13 protein-coding genes are annotated in these 26,448 nt (G+C 39.0%); 5 read left to right on the top strand and 8 right to left on the bottom strand.

Annotation, left to right across the window (positions count from 1 at the left end; translation table 11 throughout):
- Positions 1 to 2 precede the first annotated feature (2 nt).
- The 3 genes from HX109_RS12540 to HX109_RS12530 form a co-directional block, all read right to left on the bottom strand.
- Positions 3 to 416 (bottom strand): DUF2061 domain-containing protein, encoded by a 414-nt coding sequence (locus HX109_RS12540; RefSeq protein ID WP_178952511.1) that lies wholly within the window; start codon positions 414 to 416, stop codon positions 3 to 5.
- 291 nt (positions 417 to 707) lie between these two features.
- Positions 708 to 1,511: a 3'(2'),5'-bisphosphate nucleotidase CysQ gene (gene cysQ / locus HX109_RS12535; RefSeq protein ID WP_178952509.1), complete on the bottom strand. Its 804-nt coding sequence runs from the start codon at positions 1,509 to 1,511 to the stop codon at positions 708 to 710.
- A gap of 65 nt (positions 1,512 to 1,576) precedes the next feature.
- Positions 1,577 to 1,732, bottom strand: a complete 156-nt coding sequence (locus HX109_RS12530) for a hypothetical protein (protein ID WP_178952507.1) — start codon at positions 1,730 to 1,732, stop codon at positions 1,577 to 1,579.
- A gap of 505 nt (positions 1,733 to 2,237) precedes the next feature.
- Here HX109_RS12530 and panB point away from each other — a divergent pair.
- From panB to HX109_RS12515, 3 genes are all read left to right on the top strand, one after another.
- Positions 2,238 to 3,056: a 3-methyl-2-oxobutanoate hydroxymethyltransferase gene (panB, locus tag HX109_RS12525; RefSeq protein WP_178952505.1), complete on the top strand. Its 819-nt coding sequence runs from the start codon at positions 2,238 to 2,240 to the stop codon at positions 3,054 to 3,056.
- Between the two features lie 84 nt (positions 3,057 to 3,140).
- Positions 3,141 to 3,833, top strand: a complete 693-nt coding sequence (locus HX109_RS12520; protein ID WP_178952503.1) for an RluA family pseudouridine synthase — start codon at positions 3,141 to 3,143, stop codon at positions 3,831 to 3,833.
- Positions 3,834 to 3,866: 33 nt separating this feature from the next.
- Positions 3,867 to 4,367, top strand: a complete 501-nt coding sequence (locus HX109_RS12515; RefSeq protein WP_178952501.1) for a DUF4252 domain-containing protein — start codon at positions 3,867 to 3,869, stop codon at positions 4,365 to 4,367.
- Positions 4,368 to 4,374: 7 nt separating this feature from the next.
- Here HX109_RS12515 and HX109_RS12510 read toward each other — a convergent pair whose 3' ends face one another.
- Together HX109_RS12510 and HX109_RS12505 are read right to left on the bottom strand one after the other, a co-directional pair.
- Positions 4,375 to 6,651: a BamA/TamA family outer membrane protein gene (locus HX109_RS12510; protein ID WP_178952499.1), complete on the bottom strand. Its 2,277-nt coding sequence runs from the start codon at positions 6,649 to 6,651 to the stop codon at positions 4,375 to 4,377.
- Entirely contained in the window at positions 6,652 to 11,682 is a 5,031-nt protein-coding gene (locus HX109_RS12505; protein ID WP_178952497.1) for a translocation/assembly module TamB, read from the bottom strand.
- Between the two features lie 324 nt (positions 11,683 to 12,006).
- Between HX109_RS12505 and HX109_RS12500 the strand changes: the two genes are divergently transcribed.
- Both HX109_RS12500 and HX109_RS12495 read left to right on the top strand, forming a co-directional pair.
- Positions 12,007 to 12,768 (top strand): DUF3108 domain-containing protein, encoded by a 762-nt coding sequence (locus HX109_RS12500; protein ID WP_255462694.1) that lies wholly within the window; start codon positions 12,007 to 12,009, stop codon positions 12,766 to 12,768.
- Between the two features lie 11 nt (positions 12,769 to 12,779).
- Positions 12,780 to 13,163, top strand: a complete 384-nt coding sequence (locus HX109_RS12495; RefSeq protein WP_178952487.1) for a hypothetical protein — start codon at positions 12,780 to 12,782, stop codon at positions 13,161 to 13,163.
- Positions 13,164 to 13,234: 71 nt separating this feature from the next.
- Here HX109_RS12495 and HX109_RS12490 read toward each other — a convergent pair whose 3' ends face one another.
- The 3 genes from HX109_RS12490 to HX109_RS12480 all read right to left on the bottom strand — a co-directional run bounded on the left by HX109_RS12490 (position 13,235) and on the right by HX109_RS12480 (position 26,263).
- Positions 13,235 to 15,175, bottom strand: a complete 1,941-nt coding sequence (locus HX109_RS12490; RefSeq protein WP_178952485.1) for an OmpA family protein — start codon at positions 15,173 to 15,175, stop codon at positions 13,235 to 13,237.
- A gap of 2 nt (positions 15,176 to 15,177) precedes the next feature.
- Positions 15,178 to 16,095 (bottom strand): type IX secretion system membrane protein PorP/SprF, encoded by a 918-nt coding sequence (locus HX109_RS12485; RefSeq protein ID WP_178952483.1) that lies wholly within the window; start codon positions 16,093 to 16,095, stop codon positions 15,178 to 15,180.
- A 79-nt stretch (positions 16,096 to 16,174) separates the two neighbouring features.
- Entirely contained in the window at positions 16,175 to 26,263 is a 10,089-nt protein-coding gene (locus HX109_RS12480; protein ID WP_178952481.1) for a PKD domain-containing protein, read from the bottom strand.
- Positions 26,264 to 26,448 lie beyond the last annotated feature (185 nt).

Here is a 26,448-nt window from a genome sequence, read left to right as displayed (position 1 = left end):
TTTTATGCGTTGCTTTTACGTTTATCCAATCCGAAATTAATTTTATACCATGTCCGTTCGTGCAGATAATATAATATCATTTTTGTAACCACTTCCGCAAAGCCAATCTTTAACCCTGTAAGCGGATTACCCGAAATTATCCAAGCCAGCAGCATGGTATCAATCGTTCCCAGGACCCGCCAAGTAAGCGTTTTATATAAATGACGCTTTTTACTTTCGGGAACATTGGCTTTAAACCAAATACGCTCGTGAAAATAATACAAAATCATTTTTGTAATCACTTCTGCGAAGCCAATTTTTAATCCTGTAAAGGGATTACCCGAAATTATCCACGACAATAAAATTGTATCTATAGTACCTACTATCCGCCAGGTAATGGCTTTGGCTATGTGTCTTTTTCTACTTTTATCTTGCATTCATTCAAGAACTCAAATCAATATAATTTAAAACAGTCTGTTCATTTTTTAGTTCACTCCTTTTTTATTTTTCCCACAAGGGATTCATGAATCTCCTCCGTCGATTTCAATTGATGAAAAAACAAACCCAACCAGTTCACCACTCCGAATGCAGACAGGAAAAAACATTTCAAAAGAACATAAAAATAACTCATTTTCACTTCAACAAAAAAAGATTAAATTTTAGATCCCGCTGAAAATAGCGGGATTTGTTCAACTTTCAATTTTGAGTTTCCAGCACAAGGCTGGTTCTCAAAATCGAGTTTCACAAACAAAAGATGGGTTTACCAGCTCTTTTTTATTATAGGTTAATGGTTTTTTGGTCTCGCTATGCAATACTTCAAAACCTACCGCCTTACAAATTGCATGCCCCGCAGCGGTGTCCCATTCCATGGTAGGCGAAAATCTTGGGTATACATTTGCTTTTCCTTCCGCCAATAAACAAAATTTCAGCGAACTGCCCACCGAAACGAAGGTGATATTCTTTCCATCATCATTTAATTTCTCAATATATTTCTTTGTTTCCGAAGAAAAATGAGAACGGCTTCCCACTATTTTTACTTCGGAAGTCAATTCCCTTTTTTGAGGCAACTCTTTTGCTAACGTTTTATAACCTTCTGAAAAATGTTCCAATCGCAAACGGAAGGCTTTTTTCTTTTTCACATCTGAAAAATATAGCATTTTAGTCACTGGCACATAAATTACCCCTAAAATTGGGGCTCCGTCTTCCACTAAAGCAATATTGACCGTAAACTCTCCGTTTCTTTTGATGAATTCCTTGGTACCGTCCAACGGATCTACAATCCAACAACGCTTCCATTTTTTCCGCTCTTCGTAATCCAAAGCCTTACTTTCTTCACTGATAATCGGAATGCCCGTTTCTTGTAAATGACTTACAATAATCCGATTTGCATTTTTGTCGGCCAACGTAATCGGAGAATTATCCTGTTTAGAGGAGACTTCAACATCGTCCCTTTCGTAAACCTTCAAAATCTCAGCACCGGCTTCTAGGGAAGCTTTTACAGCTGTATTTAATAAGTCATCAATAGGTATCATGGATTTTTTCGGCAACATATGAACTCCAAAAATACTATAAATGCTGTCTACCGCAAGTTATATTTCTAAAAGGTTGATGTTAGTTTGTGAAATGGAATGGTTTCTGGGTTTTGAGCTTTTAGTTGATGGTTGGTAGATGCTGTTATTTGGGTAATTTGATTTAAAGTACAAAGTAGGTAGCCAGTCATTTCAATCCCGAAACCTTGGGAGAGTAATCTCATAAACTTGCCCTTAGTAGGATGGGATGTCTCTACCGACGCTAAAGGTCGATATCGACATGACTGCAAACTTATTTCCAACATGCAGTATTCAATCAGGAGATTCCTGACCACCTAGCAGGCGGGACCACGCTTCACTTCGTTCCGCTCGTAATGACGTAAATTGAGTTTGGTGTTTCTTTTATCACTTCTCCGTTTTCTCCAATTCAATCTAATCGTCTTCGCGAAGGACGAAGTCCTGTGGCGATCTCCCGATTAGGAATGATTTGATTTGAAGCAAGAAGTACAAAGTACAATGTATTAAGTATAAAGTACGGTGCCAGTCATTTCCATCCCGAAGCCTCAGAAGAGAAATCACAGAAACTTGCTCCTCAGTAGAATTTGATCTAACTACCAACTCTTAAAACAAGGAGAAAAAGAGCAAGAAACGGTCGTTGGAGGAATAAAAACCCTAATCGCTGTAAAATTTCTTTTGAAAACTGTAATTTTACACTCTAAATTATTTCGTATGTCAGTTGCAAAGAAAGAATATAAAAGAGTTACCGTTAAATCGCTCATTGAAATGAAACAACATGGTGAAAAAATTTCCATGCTAACGGCTTACGATTTTTCTATGGCTAAAATTGTTGACGGTGCGGGTATTGATGTAATTCTAGTAGGGGATTCTGCCAGCAATGTCATGGCCGGGCACGAAACTACGCTTCCCATTACCTTAGACCAAATGATTTATCATGCCTCTTCGGTGATAAGGGCTATCAATAGAGCTTTGGTGGTAGTGGATTTACCTTTTGGTAGCTATCAATCAGATCCCAAAGAAGCTTTGCGTTCTGCCATTCGAATAATGAAGGAAAGCGGTGCACATGCCGTAAAACTCGAAGGTGGAAAAGAAATAAAAGAATCCATAAAACGTATTCTTCACGCCGGAATTCCAGTTATGGGACATTTAGGACTTACCCCGCAGTCTATTTATAAATTTGGTACCTACACTGTTCGGGCTAAAGAGGAAGAAGAGGCTATTAAATTGAAAGAAGATGCCAAATTACTGGAAAAAGCGGGATGTTTTGCTATCGTTTTAGAGAAAATCCCAGCAAAACTGGCTGAAGAAGTAGCCGCATCGGTTTCCATTCCCGTAATTGGCATTGGTGCAGGAAATGGTGTTGACGGCCAAGTGTTGGTGCTACACGATTTATTGGGGATGACCCATGAATTTCATCCTCGGTTTCTGCGTCGCTATATGAACCTCTATGACGAAATGACCCATGCGATTTCCCAATATGTAAACGATGTAAAAAGTAGCGATTTCCCTAATGAAGAGGAACAGTATTAAACGAACTTCTAGCAATTGTAAACATTGTGATTAACCTCCAACACCATCGATCTCATTACAATTTAACTATTCACGGTATCTGAAATGGCTGAACATTCCGACAAAAATAATCTCCAAGTTTTATTTGAAGACAATCATATCATCGTGGTCAATAAACGTGCCGGGGATATTGTACAGGGTGATAAAACGGGAGATAAACCGCTCTCTGAAGTGGTTAAAAGCTATTTAAAAGATAAATACAACAAACCTGGCAACGTATATTTGGGAGTGGTCCACCGCTTGGATAGACCAACAACGGGCATTGTTTTATTCGCAAAGACTTCAAAAGCATTGCCCAGGCTTAACAAACTTTTTCAGCAAAAAGATGCAAAAAAAACCTATTGGGCCTTGGTAAAAAATAAACCTACAAATGCTGCAGATACCTTAATCCATTGGATGAAGAGAAATGCGAAACAAAATAAATCTTACGCGCATAAAAATGAAGTCCCCGATAGTAAAAATGCCATTCTTCATTATAGAACCATAAAAACACTGGATAATTTTTATTTATTGGAGATCGATTTGGAAACCGGGCGCCATCATCAAATCCGTTCCCAGCTCTCTTCCATTGGCTGCCCCGTAAAAGGGGATTTAAAATACGGTTTTGATAGAAGCAATAAAGATGCAAGCATTCATTTACATGCACGACAACTTACCTTTACCCACCCTGTTAAAAAGGAAGAAATTAGTATTACAGCCCCCTTACCCAATGATTCCCTTTGGAACGCATGCTCTTGATTTTTTTACTATCTTTAAGGAAATGAAAGCGTTATGTTTAAAAAACACCTATTCGTAAGCCTCCTCCTAATTACTTTTTTAGCTGTTTCCTGCGGAAGTTCTGTAGAAAGCTTCTACGATAAACATAAAAACGATACCAATGTAACGGCTGTTCAGGTGCCGAAGTTTATGTATTCCATTCTTGGAAATTTATCCCCAGAAATGAATGACGTAATGAAAAATGTGTCGGATATTCGCTTTATGAACCTCCCCTCTAGTTCCTCCCTTAGAAATCAACAAATCAACACCGAAATAGATAAAATCACCAAAAGTGGATACTCTGATATTTTTCGAAAAAACAACGAAGAAAACAGGAGTTTACTAACTGTTAAAGAACAGGGCAATACCATAAAACAAATTATATTGCACAACAGTAAGGGCAACAACAATTCATTGCTCTATTTAAAAGGAAATTTTGATGCAGATAAAATAAAACGAATGGCAGAAGATGAGAAATTTTCTGAGTTCAACTCGATATTAGATAATAAATATTGATTCGTTTTTAAAAAGGATATCCAAAAGCAAAGTTTAAAATGGGATTGTTTAGATCAAAATTATAACGTCTCTCAAAGGGTTTATGAATCGGGGCCGCCAGATCGAAACGAATTACAAACCCTTGAATATCCACGCGTACGCCCGCACCTACACCAACCCCGAGCTCTTTTAAAAATCCGGAAGAAATCTCCCCTCCAGAAATTTCCGTATTCTCCTTTCGCAACCAAACATTCCCAGCATCTGCAAACAACGCTCCCTTTACGAATGAAACCAGTGGAAATCTGTATTCTAAATTCGCTTCCAAACGAATATCACCGGTTTGATCTAAAAAGGTCTGATCAGTTTCTTCATCTTCTGGTACTGTGTACGTACCAGGCCCCAGAGACCTAATTCTAAAGGCACGTACACTAAAAGGTCCTCCAGAATAATACTGTCTTGCGTAGGGCATGGTTTCCGAATTTCCATAGGCAATTCCTATCCCTCCAAACAAACGGGCCACCAAAGCCTGTTCTTTGCTTATTCGGTACTGATACCTAAAATCAACATCAGTTCTTACAAATTGGGCATACTCCAACCCCAATACTTCTTTTACTCCTTCTTCATTTGGATCCCTACTGAGTAAATCCAAAACATTCCCAGCAATTTCAAAATTAGCAGCAAAATATATTGGGTTTCGTTTTTTAATATCAGAAATCTCATTGTATACAAATCCATAAGTAAGTCCGGCTATAAATTTCTGATCGAAACTTCGTGCCAAAAACGGATTTGCAGTAAGAATATCGTTAAATTCATCAGAAACATTCGATAAGCTACTGTAGTTAAAACTAAGCGGAGTCAATTCGTGATACACAAAGCGATTGGCATTCCATGTATATCCAAATGTTGCCAGAATGGACGTAGTTGTGTAAAATTCTTCCCGATCCAAATACTCCAGTCCCAAACTAATTTTTGTTTTCGGGACTTCATATTGAAATCCATAATCAAATTTATATGGAAACAAGATCCTCGGAAAGATAAGATCGGTCTTTAATCCGAGCTGTAAACTGGTTAACCCCGCATTGCTTCCTCCGGCTATTTGCTTTTCGTACCCGAAACGTGGAGAAACACTAAATATTTCCCCTCCGTCAAAAATGTTTCTATTGGTATAGGTAAGCGCCAAGGCAGGCCCAACATAGTTATTCGATTTTGAATTTGCCTGTATTTCCGCCCTTAACGAATGTTTACTTCTTGGGGATAATAATATTTTAGCGTCCAAGAGGCCTATACTATCGCCCTCTTCAAAAGGTTTTACTTTGTCGTAGCGAATGGTAGTATATTTATAGATACCGATTTTTGAAAGTCGGTTACTGGTAAATTTAGAAGTTTGTGGATTGTAATATTGACCGGAATCCAACAGCACAAAAGGGTCTAATCTTTCCGGCTTAAAAAAATCGTCGTGCTGTATGTAATCCACACCATCAATAGTTACGGTGTCTTGGGAAACATTTTCGGTTTCCACCGAATAATTGGCATATACCTTAACCGAATTCAATTTATAGGGAATTTTAGATTTTCCCGGGGTTTCCTGTTTAAATCTCAGGTATAAATCGAACTTCTTAGTGTCATATTGATTGGTATCGGCTTCAAAAATTAAAAAATCATCATTAAAATTATAATATCCTTTGGCCTTTAAATAGGTATCAATACGTTGTCTTTCCTTTTTAAATAACGCCAAATCGAACCTTGAACCCTTTTTTAACAAGGTTTCATCCAAGGATTTCTGAATAGAATCGGATACCGCCAAGCTGTCAGCATCTAAACTCAGGGTCTCCAATACATAAGGTTTGGAAACCTCCACTTGATAAACCGTAGAGGCCGTTTTTTTCTTTTTATCTACAGTAGCGGAAATGATATTATTGAAAAAACCACGATTCTCAAGTCGGTTTTGAATGAGGTCTTCTGTTTTGGTAACATCTACATTGGAAAGGTAAACAGGTTCCTCCCCTATTTTCTTGTTTAAATATTTATTAATAAATCCCGGTTTCTCTTTCTGGTTCTTATAATGTGTTAGCAGTCCCCACCGAACTCCTAGAAATTTAGAATTTGGCTCAGGCCTTAAAAGGCCATTGAGCTCCGCTTCTATATCATCTTTGTCTTCTATTTTGGTTTCAGTTTTGAAATTGATTTCTGCGCCAGTGTAAAGCGCTTCATCTTCGGGGATGTACTTCTTTACACTACACGCATGCAGCAACAAAATGGAAATCAACAATCCAAAAAAATAGTATGATGGTATGGTATTTTTCAATTACTTCTGCTCTTTATTCGGTTCATTCTTTTCTTTTTCGGCCTCAGTGTTTTTGTCTTTTTCATCTACTTTTGAAGTTGACTGAGGTTTACTTTCTGGCGAATTTTCATCTTTATTCCCTTCGCTATTCTTACTGTTTTTTTCAATTTCTTCTTGTACTTGTTTTTTCCAAAGATTTTTAAATTTATTAAACTCTTTATTAAAAATAATAGATAAACCCGTAACAATAATTTCTCCGTCTACAATCCCTTCAAATTTATTTTTTCGGTAACCACGTAATCGGTACCTTCCATCCTCGGTAATTAAATATTCCAAACCAACATTTCCAATTACCGGCGCATTTCCATTTGAGTTTTGGCTACTGCCCTGTACATCTACTTCGCTACCCACTTGCACAACCAAACGGTCGTTAAACAAGCTCTTGCTAGCATTAATATCCAATTCTGTTCTTCCGGAATTTGTTTGATAGTCGGTATAACTATCCAATCCAAAATCCAATTGTATCCCAGTATCTCCCATAATCTTGTCTGAAATGGAATTAAGTTGGCCCGACAAAACATCGTTTATATTATCCCGGGCAATGGAAGCCGGGCCTCCAGTACTTCCACTACTACCGCTGGAAGGGAAAAAGCTACCCATTACCAATAAGGAAAACACCTGTTTATTGAGTTCTTCCTCTTGACTGTTCAACTGTTCTAGATAACCATAAATAGCGCCTCCAGCTGCTCCTTGATCGTCTTCTGGCATATCCAATTGAAAAGAAAGCTCTGGATCTAATAATTCCCCATCGACATTTAAATACACCATAAATGGTAGTTTTCTGCGGTAAGCAGTCATATCACTTGGTTTGAGATCTGTTGTCTGGGTTGCCATTAAAGCATCTGCAGTGGTTTTTACATTGTATACGGCCTTAATGTCTAAAGAAGCCTCCAGTGGATCTCCATTCCAAGAAATCCTGCTGCCTTCAGCAATGTCGAACTTACGTTTTACAATATTGTACAAACTCGCTTCATAATGCCCGTTATTCACTTCGTATTGTCCAGAAAGGGTGGTTCTACCATTGGGCTCCATCTTAAAATTAAATTTGCCCGTTCCAGAGACTTGTAAATTATCACCTGTTCGTTCGTTTATAATAATTTTGAAAGTAGACTCTTTCCCAATGGCTACTTTGGTATCTATATCGAAATTTTCAAGAACATTGGTAGTGGGTTGCTGTGCTTCCCTACGGGTTAAAATATCGTTTTCATTACTCCTGTTTACAAAAAGTACAACTCCTTCCCTCTCGTTAATATCCAATTGCGATTCTGGTACCACCACCGTAAATGTAGAACCTTCATTTATCTTAAGATCGCCACTTATTTTTGGTACTTCAAGATCTCCTTGAATGCTAATATCTGTAGTTAATCCAACCTTCCCATAAAAAAGTTCGTTATCTTCTTTTGTTGAATTGAGGATTTGAAAATTATCTGCCTTGAGTTTTAAATCGAAACTTGGATTGGTAAGGTTTTCGGTAAGTATGGCCCCGCTTAGGTTAAAGTTATTTCCATCTTTATCTTTAATACTGAAGTTTTCCAGATCGAATCGATCATTATTAAAAGTAAGTGACTCCTTGTCGATATAAAACATGGAATTAAGTTGTTGAACTAACATCTCCACGCCTTCAAAATTAAGTTTTCCATTGTAAATAGGTTCGGTGGTGGTTCCAGTAAGTTTGGCAGATCCTGTAATGCTTCCTTTAGCATTCGCAATTTCATCGGGCACGAAACCTTCTATCGCTTTCATTTTAAAATCGTTCAGCTTCAAATCGAGATCCAATAAGGCATTTTCACTTTGCGCAACGTAGTTACCCGTTAAATCCAGATCGATATTGCCTTCTTTTAGGGCTAAATCGAAAGTGTAATCACTGTAATTTTCTGAAGAAGCTTCCAAGGAAAGTGTTCCCAAAGGCACTTGCACCACCTGAAGGTTGTTTATTCTTAAATCTGCTTGTAAACCCGCATTTCCAAAAGGATCTTCTATGTTTAAATTTCCTTTTACAATTCCTTTGGCAATTGGCTCTTCGGGATTTAAAATACTGAGAAGTGTGCTTAGCGTAAAATTATCGAAAGAAGCACCAATTTTTTCCTTTCCATCTTCGTTGGTAGTCTTCAAAATACTCACTTTTTGATTTCCATTGGAAATATCGAAGTTTTCCACATCGATATATTTTTTGGCATACCTTATTTTATTATTGGCTGGAATGCTCCAATTTTTTCTATTGAGAATTAATTGATCAGGGGTTATGGAATATTGTATGGTATCCCCCTTAAATTGCATTTCGGAATTTATTTTGGCCACCATTTCATCTTCCGATAAACTTTGAAAAGAAAGATTTAAGATTTTGTTTTTCAATACCCCATTCAAACTCGTGGTGCCAATAGCAATGGGATCGGCATTTATTCCGCGCCATCCAAGGTTAAAATCAATCGTATTTTCAGTTCCGTTAATATCTAAATTTAGACTATCTATCTTACTTCCATTATATTGCAAAAATGGAATACTTAAATCTGCATTTACGGTACGCTGCTCTTCATCGAACTTTAATACTACCGTTAGCGAATCCATTTCTTCTATGCCAGGAAAATACACTTCACTGAGTGCTGGAGTTTTTCGCACTTTTACCCTCATATCCATTTGGGTATATATCATTTTTTCTACCCTACTGCTATCGACAAAAGCAGTGTCTTTCCAATAGTGATAAAACTGCTCTTGCAAAGCTTCAGTTAACACAGCGGGATTGCTATTCGATTTTAAATTGGCATCCAGCACGAGGCTGTTTATCTGTAATTCTGTATTTTCTTCTTGAATACTCGTAAAAAAATCGAAGTCCCCTATATTGTACGATTGGTTTTTATAAACCACCACTCCTTCGGAAATATCCCCATCTAATCGGAAATTGGAGAAATCCCCTTTATAATCGGCTCTCAACTTAAATCCTGTGCGGACGTCATTATTTGTGATACCCAGTTTGTAAAGATCGGCACCCTTTACATTTAAAAAAATATCGAACTTGGATTTTACAGAATCCAATACCATATGGGTATCTAAAATAACATCTAAATTATTGTCTTTAAAAACTAAATTCACATCGCCCTCTCCATTGGTTACTTTTCCGTCTAATTTTAAGGAAGAAAAATCATATCCACTGTAAACCAAGGAATCAAATTCTGAAGACAACTCTGCATTTAAGGTATTTAAAGTATTTCCTTTTCCCGAGGTTTTGATGCGGAAAGAAAGCGTCCCCAACTTATCGTTCTTTAAAATCTTTCCTAAATCCAATCTTCTTACACCGAGGTTGGCATCAAATGAAATCTCATTCAAATCGGTGTACCTTCCGTTTAACCGTACCACTCCGTCGGAAGTCCGTAAGGTTGTTTTAGTCTTTATTTGCTGAAGATTTCCAGTAAGATTCCCCGATAACTGAATTGTATCTGGAATGGAAATACCCAAGGAATCTTCATCCAGAAATTTCAATACATCCTTACGTAAAGTTCGCGCTTCCATTTGTGATAGGGTGAGATAAAGGCTATCTGTTTCGGTTACAGATGTAACGCTACCATTCAGCCTTATCTGCGTATCTTCACCCCAGTTTAGGTTGGTTTCATTAATATTTAAACTATCTAAAGTTCCAGACAATGCCAAGGCACCAGAAATATTCCGTTGAGAAAGGGAGTCCAAATACTTATTGTCTTTTAAGGCAGGCTGGAAATAATAGACATCTTTTATGTTGAATTGAACTTCGGGAATGGAAATATCCATAAAAGTACGTTCAAAGGAATTTATAAAAGCATCTACGGAAGGGAATTTCATGGATACTTCCCCAGATAAACGGCTTCTTCCGGTCTCAGCGTTAAGATTGGCAAGGGAAAGGACTTCATTGGTTAAGTCCATTTGAAAATTAAGCCCTTTTAACTGGAAATTACCGTTTTCAATAAATGATAATTCCGTTAAATCACCTTTTGCCATTTCTGGTTCGTATTCAAAATCTTCCAAAAATAGATTTAACTGCTTTAATTGAATATTGGATGGATTGAATGCATTTTCAGGAACAATGGAATCGTTTACCTTATAAATAATTTCGTTATTTTCTAAAGCAATAACATTGGAGGTTATATTCCAATCTGGCCAAGAAAATGATTGCCCCTGCCCGGTTTCCTGAACTTTTTCATCCTTCTTTTCCGGCTGACTTTGATCTACATAACTTATCTTGGAATTATTCAAGATGAATTCATTGAGTTCTATTTCTTGAGTATTTAGATCGAGATTTGGCAAGTCTAAAGTAAGTTCGTCCACATAAACCGATAGATTTGTTTGCGCTTCGGTTACAGTATATTGCGCAGTAATATCCATAAAATTTATATCCTCCAAACTTAATATGGGCAACGTGGCGGCAGAAGTGGTATCGGGATCTTCCCTATAAGATATTCCCTGAACGTACTCAATGGTGCCCCCTTCGAAGTCGAATCCATCTACTTCAAAACGTAATGCATCCAAATCGAATACCTCAATATTTGCATCAATCTTACCAAGTTTTGATTTCAGGTCGATTCCGGTGATTTTATCATCGTAGGTAATATCAATATCCTGTAATTTAATTTTCCCAAGATTGAATTTGGTATCGCTAGCAGTAGTATCAAGCTTGGTAGTATCTGCTGTTGCGAAAGCTTCTACGATATAATCAAAATTAAATCTTCCTAAAGTGTCCCGCGTCACCGTTGCTTTTAATCCAGACCAATCGATATAGTTAATATCTATTTCTGTACCCCGAATTAATGGCAATAAAGCCACAAAGGCCTCCAATTTTTTAGAATATACGAGGGTATCTCCTTTCTCATCTTCAATGTAAATTCCTTCCGCAGTTAAATTTCCAGAAAAGGTGAGATACAATTTATCGATAGCGACTTCAGTCCCTATCTTACTTGATAAGTAATTGACGGCTTTATTAACAATGAGATTTTGTCCCCATGGACTTCTAATAACAAGCACCAGCACGAAAAAAAGTACTATTAAACCCGTAAGAATTCTAAGAAAGACTCTTAAAAATTTAGATTTTATAAAATGTTGTTTTTTCGGCATCTATTCGCACTCATTTCCTATTAGAGCTATAACAAATATACGTTCAAGAAAGAACTTTCTAATCATATACTATTAAATATCTCCCTTCTTATTGAATTTATAAAAAATAAAATTAAGGATGATTTTTGTAATTGCTTTTTTTGTTATTTAGCAACGCCTAACAATATTAAAAAACACCGAATAAAATGTATTTAATCAAAAAATTTAAACCAACCCATAGCCCTAAAACAATCTAACCTGATGAAAAAAATTCTTTATGCCATCATGCTAACTGGTATGATGTGTTTGGCTCAAGAAAACACTACCAGCAAGCCAAACGAAAAACTTGTTTACACCGCTTCCTACAATATGAGCGGTCTTTTAACAACGTTTGCGCAAGTAACCATGGAAACTTCGGAAATTAAAACGTCCAAATCCACACTTCTCAATTTAAGGTGCAAAGCCATTACTTTTTCCAAATGGGATTCTTATTTTAAGATACGTGATATTTACGAATCTTACGTAAATCCAAAAACCCTAAAGCCAATATTATACAAAAGGGATATTGATGAAGGTGGTTATAAAAAACAATTGAAATACAGTTTTAGTTATTCCAAAGGAACCGTAAAGAGCGTACTGAATAAGAAAAATATCAAAGACCAGACCCGTACTTTAAAAATAGGCGCCAATACTAGCGACATCGTTTCCACTATTTACCAGTTGCGTAATTTAAATTTCGGAAATATGCAAACCGGTAATTACAACAATGTTACTATACTTTTCGACAATAAGGAATTTCCAGTTAAAATAAAGTATATGGGAAATGAAACAGTAGACGCTGGCCCTTTGGGGAAAAAAAATTGTTACAAACTTTCTGTTTCTGCAAAGACGGATGCCTTACGTGGTAAAGACGAAAATCTTATTTGGTTGACTGCCGATAACAAAAAAATACCTGTACAAATGAAATTCAATATTCCTGTAGGCACAGGACAACTAAAATTAACATCCGCAAGCGGACTTTAACTCTAAAAACCATGAGAATCACTTTAATTATTTTATCGGCTGTTGCGTTGGTTATAGCTGTTATATTTGCCATTTTACCTTTGGGAACCATAGCGTTGATCCCAATTTTAATTGCTTTACTTTTAGCTTTAATACTGAAATACAAATATTCTAAAGGCCAGAAACAATTAATGCCAAATATTTTCCTAGGTGTTGCTATTTTATGTGGGGTAATAGTTATTTCTAAAAGTCTGTTTGCTGAGGAAAAAGTAGTAGAAGACACCCAATATGAAGAACGGATTGAAGAATCCCAAGAAGAAGCCATAGAGGAATTGGAAGAAATCGAGTCGGAATTAGAGGAATTGGAATTAGAAGAAGATGCAGAAATTGAGGAAAATCTAGATACCATCAATTAGCATTCAATCTTACCGGATAAAAGATATGAGGTTTGACGAATCTTAAAACGATTTCACCAAACCTCATTTTTTTATTTCATCTTAACGATAATAAATTCTGAGCGCCTATTAATATTATGCTCTTCCTCTGTACATGAAACCCCGTTAGAACAATTATTTAGCAATTGAGATTCCCCATATCCAAGGGCACTCTCTATTCTGGCTGCTTCTATACCTTGGGAAACAATGTAATCGCGGGTAGCTTTCGCCCGTCTATCCGATAATTTTAGATTGTATTCATCATTTCCGCGCGAATCGGTATGCGATTCTATTTTTATCACCATTCCCGGATATTCCTTCATTAAACCAACTACCGTATCCAAAACCACTTCTGCACGTCGTGTAATTTTAGATTTATCAAAATCAAAATAAATAAGTCCGATTTTAATTTTTAAATCCTCTCCTTCCTGTACTATTAGTTTATGATTTATTTCGAGTGGGACTTCGTTTACAAAGTTTGGTTCTGCATTGGTATTGATACTTTTTTCAGCACTATCGAAACTCTCTTTGGCTGCCACAACCTTGTAAGCCTCTTCACAATTAACAGCTGTGTTGAATGCATACTTACCGTTGGCATCTGTAAAGGTGCTGTCTATAACTTTCCCATTGCTTAACAACTTTACTGAAACGTTGGCTTCTGGAAACTTACTATCCAAATTGGTGACTACCCCTTCCACTGTTTGAATGCAAGGCATATCCATACGCTGGAAAGAATAAATATCGTCGTCTCCGGCACCTCCCGGCCTGTTGGAAGAAACATAGCCTTGCCGTGTTGTTTCGTTTACGGTGTAGGCAAAATCATCCATTCCACTATTTAAAGGCCTTCCTAAGTTTTGAGGTTTGGAATAGCCTTCCCCTTCTTTAAAAGCCTCAAAAACATCGAGTCCGCCATAACCCAAATGTCCATCTGAAGCAAAATAAATTTTATCCTTAGTGACAAAGGGAAACATTTCCCTACCGCTGGTGTTAATGTTTGTTCCCAGATTTACAGGTTCAGAAAACGTACCGTCGTTCAAAATATTCACCACGTAAATATCTGAACCTCCAATAGTACCCGGCATATCTGAAGTAAAATAGAGTTTTTTACCATCAGGACTTAAACAAGGGTGGCCTATGGAGTAATTGTCGCTACTAAAAGGAAGTTCTGTAACATCCTGCCATTTATTATTGTTTGACAGAGTAGCGCGGTAAATTTTTAAATTGTTGGATCCATCTTCATCTCTTTTCAGGCAATCGTGTAAATAATTATTCCGTGTAAAATAAATGGTATCGTACCCTTTGGTAAAGGCTACACTGGCCTCGTGGTACTTACTGTTTAAATTTTTGGAAAAAGGCTGTACCTTTTTAAGGTCGGTTCCAGCTTGAACAGTATCTGCAATAAACAAATTTAAAAACGGTTGATCGTTCCAACGATATTTTCTGGTGGTAACCACGCTGGAGTCCCTTGCTGAAGCAAAAACGACCCTATTTCCGAACCTTACGGCTCCAAAATCAGAAAATTGAGTGTTGATGGATAAATGGGTTACATAAAACTTAGGCTGCATGTTTTGTAAAGCATCAATGAGCTTGTCGTTGTTTTTCAATTGATCGACAGTAAAACCGGAATCTTTTAACTTTTCAGTATAAATTTTCATAAGTCCCTTTGCCAAAACATAGTCACCGTTGGCCTCTAAGGTTTGGATATAGCGAAAAGCGTATTTGGGTTCCAGTTCGTTTTCGTATTTAGAAAAAAGTTCTCCATACCAATGGGCAGCCTTTTCCATATTGGAGTTGAAATAATAGGCATCGCCCAATTTCATTAATGTTTCTTTGGAGGTGTCCCCTCTTTTTACAGCACTTTCATATTGAGCGGCTGCTTTTTTGTACCAATATCTATCAAAATTCTTATCAGAAGCTCTATCCTTGGTTTGTGCACTCACCAAAACGCTCATCAATAGAATAACCATTAACACTATGTTTTTAAAATGCTGCATATTTAAAAGAATCGTGGTGATTTTAATTTTTGTTTGTTCGATTTAAATTCGAAACGCACATAAATTTCATGTGTTCCCGAACTGTAATTTTTTAAATTGGTGGTGGTGGCATCGTATGCATAACCAAGCCCAATACCATCTGTAATCTGTAAACCAACCAACGCACTAAAAGAATCTCCCCAACGGTAAGCAGCTCCAAGCGTGAACCGATCGTAAAACATAAAATTCGCGGATAAATCTGCTATAACAGGCGCTGCTGGGACATATTTCACTATAAATGCCGGTTTGAATTTAACGTCATAACTTAAATCAAACACTTTTCCACCGATGAAATAGAAATGAACGCGCTCCACTCCAATTTCTTCTTCCACATCATCGTAATGATCTTCAGCAAAAAAGTTGGGAACAGAAACCCCTAAATATCCTTTATTGGTATGGTAATAAACCCCCGCTCCAATGGTTGGGTAAAATTTATTGATATCCCCTTGAAAAGAAACATCGGGATCTTTATAAATCCCTTTACTAAAATCGGCATCAAAAAACCTTCCTCCGGCTTTTAGACCGAACGAAAGCAATTGGTCTTCCCCGTCCAATCGAACTGTGTAGGAGAAATTACCATCTAAATAGGTTTCGTTGGTAGGGCCCAAAGCGTCATGTACCACATTAAGTCCCAGTCCTACATTTTTTCCAACCGGTGTATCAATCCCAAAGGTCTGCGTTTCTGGGGCCCCATCGAGACCAACCCATTGCGTTCTATAGAGACCAACTAGGGATAAATGCCCCCTCGAGCCTGTGTAACCCGGATTAATGCTCATAGTGTTGTACATATACTGTGTGTATTGTGGATATTGCTGGGCAAAGGAAATGCTACCGCAAAGAAAAGCGACCACAATTACTATATATTTCCAATTTACTTTCATTCTAATGCTTTATTTTATTTGCATTTTAACCCGAAGGTTTTATTTATTTTAAATACTCCAACCGTAATTAAACAGACCATTATTTATTGATATATAACCATCCTGAAACAGGTTCTGAACCGTCCCCTAGATCTAAAATGTAATAATAAGTACCCAATGGCAATACCTTTTCGGTAGCAATGCCATTGGTGGTTCCTCCCCAATCGTTATTATATCCATTTTCGGCAAACACTAGGCTTCCCCAACGGTTGTAAACCTCCAATCGGTTGTTTGGATATTGCGAAATACAATCGATAAAGAAAAACTCATTTACCCCATCTTGGTTAGGTGAGAACTCATTATAGATAGTTAAACAATTAGGTTCTACAGAAACCTCTGCTCTATCGTTATCTGGATTAGTATCTATTTGATCTAGGAAAGCTAATGTAACCACGTTAACATAATCGTTTACATCCACCACTTCGGCAGTTATACTCAACGTTTCTGAAGATTCCCCAGGGAAAGTTGAAATGGACCAAACCCCTACACTTTCATCATAGTTTCCGCTCGTTGCGGTAGCACTCACAAATTGATAACCTGCCGGAAGTATATCTTCTACCCCAACATTCGTAGCTTCCGCGATGACTAGGTTTGAAGCAGTAATGGTAAAGACCACGTTCCCTCCTATGGTAGGCCTTGGTTTATCTACTGTTTTTTCAAGGCCAATATCCAATACCACCCTAGGAAGAATTTGAGCCTGATCTTGATCATCTTCATTAGGATCGCCATTTGCAGGTGTAGAATCGGCATCTGTTTCGTTGGCTGCTGATACTTCAGCAATATTAACATAGCTTCCAGAGGGGTTCACCGTAGCGGTAATTTCTAATGTTTTAGATTCATTATCGGCCAATTCTCCCACTTCCCAAATTCCTGTGGTGGCATTGTATAGACCAAAAACATTATCTGATACATACGTGTATCCAGCAGGAAGCATATCTGTTACCTGAACGCCAGTTGCCATACTCGGACCATCGTTACTAATAACAATGGTAAAGACAACCTCATCCCCGGTATCTGGCCTTAACACATTTACTGTTTTGGTTAAAGAAAGATCGATTAAAGATGCTGGTGTTACCAATACCTCAGCATAATCATCTTCAGTGGCATCGCCATTGCCCGGAGTAGAATCGGGGTCATTGTTGTTTGCCGCTGTAATTTCTGTTGTATTTAAAAACTCATTGGGTGTACCCGTAGCGGCGTTTACCCTTGCTACAATAGTTATGCTTTGGGTTCCTCCAGAAAGCAAAGGAGCACTTAAATCCCAAATCCCGTTACTGGGGTTGTACACACCATCTGTTGGAACCGCACCTACAAAAGTGAATCCATTAGGTAAGTATTCTGTAACCTCTATCCCAGTCGCTATTCCAGGTCCGTCATTATTAACAGTAATAATAAATTGGACATTCTCCCCTGTATTCGGAGTAGCATTATTTACTGTTTTTTCCAACGAAAGATCAGCGGCCGTAGTTGGTGTAACTATAATTGTGGATTGATCGTCTTCTGTTTCCACGCCATTGCCGGGTGTGGAATCTGGATCTGGATTGTTTGATGCAATTAATTCTGCTGTATTAGTATAGTTACCTATGGCTCTTACAGAAGCTGTAATATCTAATGTTACAGTAGCTCCATTTGCCAAATCGCCAATATCCCATGTTCCTACATCTTCATTGTACGAACCTAAAGAAGCGTTGGCACTCACAAAATTAAGCCCAGTAGGTAATATATCCCTTACAGATAGTCCACTGGCATCACTCACATAAAGTCCGCTATTTGAATCGTTTAAAACGGTAATGGTATAGGTAACCTCATCTCCTATTCCGGGGTTTTCATTATCAACGATTTTATCCACCTGGATATCCACTGGACGGAGCGGAACAACCGCAATGCGGTCGAAATCGTCTTCATTTACATCATTATTATTTGGTGTAGAATTAATGTCTTCTTGATCTGCGGCAGTAACCTCGGCAGAATTTAAATAGGGTCCAGATGCATTTACGGTTACAAATATTTTAAGAATTTCCGTTTCCCCTGCAGCTAAGCTTGGTACACTCCAAATGCCTGAAGCTTCATCGTAATTTCCATCAGTGTCTATAAATGTATATCCAGCGGGTAAAACATCAGTCACATCAATATCTGTAGCATCACTCGGACCATCGTTGGTCAATGCCAAGGTAAAGAAAATCCGTTCTCCAACTTTAGGGGTGAGCTTGCTAACTAATTTATTCAAAGAAAGATCAATCAATAAATTAGGAGTTACCTCAGCATCATCCGTATTATTACCAAGATCTGGATCTGTTTGATCTGCAGCCGTTATTTCTGCGACGTTAACATAATTCCCAGTGGCTTTTACCCGTGCAACAATGGTTCCATTTTCCGTGCCTCCAACCGCTATAGGAGTTCCCAAAGACCAAACACCTGTAGTCTCATCATAGGTTCCTGTTCCTGTGGCACCAACAAAAGTATAACCATCTGGCAATAGATCTGTCACTTCTACTCCAGTAGCAATAGCAGGACCGTTGTTAAGTATTTCGATGTTAAAGCTTACCAGTTTTCCTACATCTTGGGTTGTTGTATTTACCGTTTTTGTTAAAGCTAAATCGGCAGGAAATTGTGGGGTTAATGTTATGGTATCATAATCATCCTCGGAAGGATCATTATTTGCTGGCGATGAATCTAAATCCAATTGATCTTGATCGGTCACTTGAGCCGTATTCACATACGATCCTAATTGTTGAACCGTGACTGTAATTGTTAAGGTTTCTGAAGTTCCAGCGGCTAAGTCCCCTATTTCCCAGGCACCAGAAGCGGGTACATAGTTTCCTACGGACGTACTATTGCCAACATACCCAAATCCAGGTTCATTGAGTCGGTCGGTTACCACAACACTACTGGCATCTTGTGGCCCATCGTTGGTTATGGTTATCGTAAATACCACTTCATCCCCAACTATTGGACTCTGGTTATCAACTGTTTTCGTTACCGATAAATCTACGAGTGTAGGATTTGGGGTAACTTGAACTTCAGCATAATCATTTTCTGAATTACTTCCATTATTGGGTGTGGAATTACTATCTTCTTCATTTGCTGAAAAGACTTCTGCAGTATTCAAATAATCTGGTAACGGAATCGGCTGGGCATCATCGTACAATAGAACTTTTGTGGTAATATTTAAAGTTTCAAAGGCAGAAACTGCCAAATCCCCAATAGTCCAAATCCCAGTTGCCGTATCGTAAGCCCCTGCAGAATCATCTCCTACATATTCTAACTTTTCAGGAAGTAAATCTTTAACTGATACTCCAGTAGCATCGCTTGGCCCATTATTTGTAACATTCAAAGTAAAAACAATCTCATCGCCTATATCTGGAGTGGCATTATCTACCACTTTAGTAAGCGCCAAATCAATAATTGGTATTGGCATAACTTCCACCTCTGCAAAATCGTCTTCGCCATTGGCTCCGTTATTTGGGGTGGAATCTGGATCTGGATTGTCTGAAGCAGAAACTTCAGCTTGATTTAAATAATCTCCCGTTGGATTTACAGTGGCTGTAATTTGAAGGTTTTCGGATTCCCCTACCCCCAAATTAGTAGCGAGGGTCCAAACACCCGTTAAATTAATATAAGTTCCATCGGTAGTAGTTGCACTTACAAAAGAATAACCATCTGGCAAGACATCGGTGATTTCTACCCCAGTAGCTGTTGATTGTCCGTCGTTGGTTACGGTAATGGAAAAAACTACGTCTTCACCAACCACTTGTTCTGAAAGGTCAACCGTTTTTGTCAAACTCAAATCCGATTCCAAAGTAGCATCTAAATCAACTTCATCTTGATCATCTTCAGAAAGAACATTATTTCCTGGTGTGGAATCAGAATCTGTTTCGTTTAGGTTCGTCAATTCAGCAACATTCAAATATTCGCCAGGAGAAGCATTTGTATTAACATTGGCTGTTATAACAATCTCAATGCTATCCCCTGCATCTAAGTTTCCAATATTCCAAACTCCCTCATTAGTATTTGTGTCAAAGGTAAATGTAGTTCCTGCTGGAGCGGTATCGGAGGCATAATCTAAATTGTCTCCCATACGATCCTGTACAAGTACTCCCGTGGCATCGCTTGGCCCTTTGTTGGTAACTTGGATCGTAAAATTAACTTCATCCCCTGGGTTTACCGTTTGAATATCGGATACTTTTGTCACTTCTATATCCACCAAATTTTGTATTACCGTATTCGCAATCGCTTGATCGTCTTCACTAGGCCTATTATTATTTGGAGTAGAATCTGGATCAAATTGATCCACAGCAGTAATTTGCGCTGTATTGGTATGGGATAGCAAGGAGCCGTCCCCTTGAGTTACGATAGCCTCATAAGTGAGTACAACATTACTGCCATTAGCAATGGATAAATTGTTCCAAGTGGCTATATTGCCAGAAGCAAATCCGCCGTTGTTGACAGTTTGCAAATTATATCCAGATGGCAATATATCTACAATACTAACTCCACTAGCACCATTCGGACCATCGTTAGTTACGGTAACCGTAAAAGTGACACTTTCTCCAAGATTTGGAGTGGTATTATTCACTGTTTTCGTCAAACTTAGATCTGCCACTTGGGGAGTTACAGGAATATTAGCTTCATCATCCTCACTTTGGTCGCCATCATCATTATCTGGAGTGCTATCCACATCCACTTGATCCATGGCCGTAACTTGCGCCACATTTAGATATTCGTTGATTGTTCCTTTGGGTGCGAGAACCTCTGCCGTTACCACGGCAGTTAGTGAAGTTTGTGCAGGAATGTTAAAACCAGTCCATGTAATAGTATTTCCTGCTCTAATACCACTGTTGTTAATAGTTAAAATATCGTATCCAGAGGGTACAACGTCTTGAACAGTAACACCAGTAGCATCGGTATCGCTTTCATTGGTGAGTGTTAACGTAAATGTAACGGTTTCTCCCACATCTGGCGTATTGTTATCTACCGTTTTCGCCAAAGATAAATCTGTTTCAGCAACCGGAACAGTTAAATTGGTCTCATCGTCATCGGGTTCCCCATCGTTTAAGTCATCTACGTCGGTACTGGTAGTTGGATCGCTATCTGGGTCAAGATTATTGGAAGCGGTAATTTCGGCAACATTGGTATAATCGGTGCCTGTACTATTTGGAAAAGCCCTATATGTTAATGTACTGGTAAACCCACCGTTTAATGTAATATTGCTCCATGTTATACTTTTATCACCTGGATTGTAAACCCCATTATTACTTGCTGAACCATTTACAAAAGTGTATCCACTTGGGATGGTATCTTTTACTGCTATATCTGCAGCTCCTCCAGGCCCGTTGTTAACAAGGTCTAAACGGAAGATTACTTCTTCGTTGATATTCGCGGAAGATTTATTAGCCGATTTTGTAAGCTGTAAATCTGCCGGTTCCACTAAAACTAAAGCTATATCTTCATCGTCATCGGCAATACCATCGTTGAGGTCGTCTTCATTAAATCCAGCATTGGGGTCACTGTCTGGGTCAACTTGATCGGAAGCGATTATTAAAGCTCTATTCTCGAAATCCCCTTCTTTCTCTATCTCCGCTTGGAATGAAAGACTCACCGTTTCGCCGAGTGCAATAGACAGATCTTCCCAAACCACAGTAGAATTCCCAGAATAATAGATTCCGTTATTAGAAATTGTATTATTTATCAACCTATAACCATTTGGCAAAATATCTGCGACACTCACTCCAGTTGCATCAGAAGTTCCACTAAGGTTATTATTGAATACTTCCAGGGTAAAAGTTACTATGTCCCCTGGTGAGACCACGTTCGGGGTAAACCTTGTTACAGTGGCAACCTTGGTTAACTCCAAATCTGCGTTTCCTATGACTTCAATTTTAACTACATCGGAAGAACTATCGCAAACACCGTTTTCAATTGTCCACGCAAAGAAATAAGTTCCTTTGGTAACATCGTTTACAGAGGTTTTTGGATTGTTCGCATTGGTGAATACAGCATTGGTTGGCCCATCTAATTGCGACCACGTTCCTGTACCGGTCGTCGGCGTATTTCCATCCAGTATTAGAGGTGTGAATTCTGCAATGGTTTGGTTTGGACCTGCTTCAGCTTCCGTTGGTGACGCATATACAATAATGCTTACTGTGTCTTCATCTGTACAACCACCTTTTTCTGTGGTCCACATAAACTCATATATTCCAGCAACTAAATTTAAAACGGCGGTATTTGCGTTGTTGGCATTGGCAAAAGTTGGCGTATTTGGCCCGCTAACCAAAGTCCACGTTCCTACCGTTTGGTCTCCACTTGGAATATCTGCAGCATCTAGGGTGTTAGTAGTACTTGTGGCGGGGGCTATTAAACAAAGCTCTTGATCCATCCCTGCGTTGGCTTCAATAGGAGGCTCATCTACAAAAGTTATGTTTACCGTATCTTCTTTTGGGGCACAGGTTGAAGGCTCTGGAAAAGGCCCGGTAGAAACCGTCCAAGTAAGCGTGTATGTCCCTAAAGTTGTAATATTGGAAATCGTGGTGGTTGGGGAATTCGGACTATCTATAATTGCATCTCCGTTAGAGGGATCTGTTGCAAAAGTCCATGTTCCCACCCCAGCTGTTGGCGCCTCTGCATTCATTTGTGCAGAAAGCACACAGGCATTATCTTGATCTGGACCTGCATCTGGATCAGAAGGTTCTTGAAAAACCGTTAATCGCAATACATCCGATTCTGTTGTACAATTACCTACACTAAAATTCCATTCTAAAATATAAAATCCGGGAACGGTTAAATTAGTTATCGTGGTCGTAGGGCTTGACGGGTCGGTTATGGTGGCCCCTCCTCCGTCTGGTTGGTCGGCAATTCTCCATTCTGCTGTAACCCCGTCTGGCGGATCATTTCCGCTGAGCGTATACGTGTTTGCTGGATCTAAATCTGCTTGACAAACTTGGTCGTTGCTACCCGCATTGGGTGGGAATTCTGGTAATCCGCTGTTGTTTATAGCAACATCATCCGAAGAAATACATCCAGGCGTATCTGTTGTAAACCTAAAAACATAATCTGTGCCTGGTTCTATCTGAACATTGGCTATATTCGAATTACCACTTTGATCTATTGTAGCATTACTACCTGTCGTAGAAACCTGAGTCCATGTTCCGGTAGATCCTTCCTCAGCTTGCAAAAACACATTGGTAGCATTACACAAGTTTTGGTCTGCACCTGCATTCGCCGGAGTGGCAATAGTCACCAAAACTTCATCTGAACTGCTTGGGCAGTTAGGATCCCCTTTTATAGACCAAATAAAAGTATACTCCCCCGTAAGGAGTCCTGTAACCGTTGTATTTGGGTCGTTGGGATCTGTAATGGTAGGCGTCGTTCTAGCCCCTTCTGCGATGCTCCAAGTTCCCGTTTCTGTATCAGAATTAAAATTATTTGCTGAAAGCGTTACGGTGCTGCCACCGTTACATACAGTTTGGTCTGGCCCAGCATCTGCCTGTGTTGGAGGTAAACCAACATTTAAAGTAACTTGATCTGAATCAACAGAACATTCCCCGGCAGTTACGGTCCATTCGAAAACATACGAGCCAGAAAAGGTAAAAGTAATTTCGGTAGTCGGACTGGTAGGATCAACAATGGTAAAACCTCCAGGACCTAAAACTTGCGTCCATTCCCCTCTTCCGTTAGAAGAAGTAGCGGCCATTATAAAAGAACTGGAACAATCGGTTTGATCCGGCCCAGCATCGGCATCTGCTTCATCTTCAATAACAATCAATACATCGTCTGAAGTAGGATCACATCCATTTGGGGATTCAATAGTCCAAGTAAAAGTATACTCCCCGTCACTAGGAAGAGTTACTGTAGTACTCGGATCATTAATATCATCAATAACTGGACCCGATGGCATTACTGTCCATGTTCCTGTTTCAATTAACCTTGGCTCATTACCTTGCAGGGAAATATCAATAGTTCCAGAAGGATAGCACCTATCATCCCCCGCTTCTGCTGGAGTAGGCCCTTCAAAATCGGATGTAGTTATATTTACTTGATCTACACTTGAGGTAGTACAACTGGCACTTTCACTCGTTAAAAGCCATTGTAAAGTATAATTTTGATTATTTTGATCGAATCCAGTTGCGGTGGTATTTGGGTCGTTTACATCTTCAAAAACTACTGTTAAAGGCGCACCATCGTTTACTTGAGACCACGTTCCTACTTGTCCGGATTCTGGCTCATTGGCAGCCAATTGTACCTCTATCCCTGTACAAACCCCTGTTTGATCTGGGCCTGCATCAGATTCATCATCGATGATATTTCGGGAAACCACAACTAAAACATCAGATTGTGTGGTTTCCGAAGAAGTACAGGAGCCCCCAGCAGCTGTCACTAGATAACGAAATACGTAATTTCCGGGTATCAATCCAGAAACTCCCGTCACTCTCGCATAGGGATCGTCTATTATTGCCATATTAGGGCCCACCACTTGGGTCCATAACGAAGTACCAGACTCCACTTCGTTTCCGGTAAGTTCTGTAACCTCTACCCCGCACTCTAAAACTTGATTGGTACCACCATTAGCAGGCGTTGGAGACACAGAAACCGTCACGTTAATAGACGATGTCGCCACATCACATTCCGAAAGAATGTCACCTGTAACCCGTCTTCGCAGAGCAACATTATATGTTCCCGACTTTTCAAACATAATCACCAGTGGTGAGGTATTTTCAAAACTCTGGTAAGCGGTAGGATAGTTAAAAGCTCCCGCCGGCCCACTTACAATACTATATTCATTTATACCGTTACCAGTGGTACTAAAAGGAATTTCAATATTTAACACCCCACAATCAGCAATAATATCCATGCCACTATTGGCTTCTATCGATAAATTATTGTCACTATATCGAACCGTAACATTGGTTCTCGTGGAGCAACCTGTTTCTTCATTGGTAATAGTATAATCAAATTTATAAGTGTTATCGTAAGCAAGTCCTGTAACCTCAGTGGTAGAACTATTTGGGTTGGTTATGTTGGCCATAGGGCCACTCGTTTGAGTCCATTCCACCGTTTCCCCTGCAAATTCTGGTTCATTTCCAACCAGCGTTGTGCGCGTTACGCTTGGGTTACAAAACACTTGATCGTTATTTGCCACTGTGGCCTTTGTAACATCTTGAGTGGCTTCTTCCACAGTGATCGTAACCGTATCTGAACCCGTAACACAAGGGCCAGAGACATTCCATCGAAAAACATATACTCCTTCGTAGAGTCCGTTTACCTGGGTTGTATTATCATTTGGATCTACTATGTTTGGTTGGCGCGGACCGCTAACGAACTCCCAGGTTCCTTGCTGTCCACCACTACCATTCCCAGCGAAACTCCCGTTGAGCTGTGTGGATTGGGAAACCGTATAACAACTGTTTAGGGTTTTATCAGGGCCAGCATCTACCGGTTCTTCTCCTCCGTAATTAGTTATGGTTATTTCATCAAAGGTTTGACAGCTTTCACCAGGAGCGTATTCTGGGCCAGTAATGGTCCATCTCAAAGTGGTGCTCCCTGCCGAACTTTCCGATAGATCAATGGTTGTGCTATTAGAGTTTGGGTTGTTTATAGTAACACCAGCACCGTTCCCTCCTACAATACTCCAAGTGCCTACCTCCCCGGGAAAACTCGGTTGATTACCAGAAATTAATGTTCCTCCAGAACTATCTGGACAGGTTTCTATATCTTGACCTGCGTTGGCAACGGTAATATTCTGCACGGTAATTTCAACTTCTTGAAACACCTCCACTCCATCCTGACATCCAGCCGATAAACGGAAACCATACGTATTACCACCAACTATACCCGTGATTTCAGTATTTAAATCTGAAGCATCTGCAATGGTTACAGAAGGGCCTGAAATTTGGCTCCAAGTGGGTGGCGTACTAATGTTACCAGCTGAAGATCCAGAGAGATTGTAGGAAGTTATATCTCCACAAATAGTTTCATCGATCCCTGCATTTACGCTACAATCTTGTGCTTGTAATTGGTATATCCCGATACAAAAGAAAACTATTAAAAAAAAACGGTTTCTACACAGGGAACCGCGTAGTGAGAACTTTTTTGTTTCAAATGATGAAAACAAAGAAAAGTAATTTTGAGCCATGTAAAGTTAAGTTGATTCGTTAGTCAATTTCTATATTAATGGCCGGGGGAATATGTTAAGTAAATTTAACAAAAAAAAATTATAATCGACTTTAGATGTAAAACTCTTTTGCAAGTTGCTGAATATCAGAATTAAACTTACTTTAACAAGTTATTAAGTTTTACGGCTGCCATATATTGATCTTC

Origin of the sequence: Galbibacter sp. BG1 (assembly GCF_013391805.1) — a bacterium.
GTDB lineage: Bacteria > Bacteroidota > Bacteroidia > Flavobacteriales > Flavobacteriaceae > Galbibacter.
The sequence above is the reverse complement of the archived record's forward strand: the minus strand, read 5'-3'. Positions and strand labels throughout refer to the sequence as shown.

Bases quoted from the DNA above. Each gene is read 5' to 3' on its own strand.
- HX109_RS12540 (WP_178952511.1), bottom strand. From the start codon at position 416: ATGCAAGATAAAAGTAGAAAAAGACACATAGCCAAAGCCATTACCTGG.
- cysQ (WP_178952509.1), bottom strand. From the start codon at position 1,511: ATGATACCTATTGATGACTTATTAAATACAGCTGTAAAAGCTTCCCTA.
- HX109_RS12530 (WP_178952507.1), bottom strand. From the start codon at position 1,732: ATGAGATTACTCTCCCAAGGTTTCGGGATTGAAATGACTGGCTACCTA.
- panB (WP_178952505.1), top strand. From the start codon at position 2,238: ATGTCAGTTGCAAAGAAAGAATATAAAAGAGTTACCGTTAAATCGCTC.
- HX109_RS12520 (WP_178952503.1), top strand. From the start codon at position 3,141: ATGGCTGAACATTCCGACAAAAATAATCTCCAAGTTTTATTTGAAGAC.
- HX109_RS12515 (WP_178952501.1), top strand. From the start codon at position 3,867: ATGTTTAAAAAACACCTATTCGTAAGCCTCCTCCTAATTACTTTTTTA.
- HX109_RS12500 (WP_255462694.1), top strand. From the start codon at position 12,007: ATGAAAAAAATTCTTTATGCCATCATGCTAACTGGTATGATGTGTTTG.
- HX109_RS12495 (WP_178952487.1), top strand. From the start codon at position 12,780: ATGAGAATCACTTTAATTATTTTATCGGCTGTTGCGTTGGTTATAGCT.
- HX109_RS12490 (WP_178952485.1), bottom strand. From the start codon at position 15,175: ATGCAGCATTTTAAAAACATAGTGTTAATGGTTATTCTATTGATGAGC.
- HX109_RS12485 (WP_178952483.1), bottom strand. From the start codon at position 16,095: ATGAAAGTAAATTGGAAATATATAGTAATTGTGGTCGCTTTTCTTTGC.
- HX109_RS12480 (WP_178952481.1), bottom strand. From the start codon at position 26,263: ATGGCTCAAAATTACTTTTCTTTGTTTTCATCATTTGAAACAAAAAAG.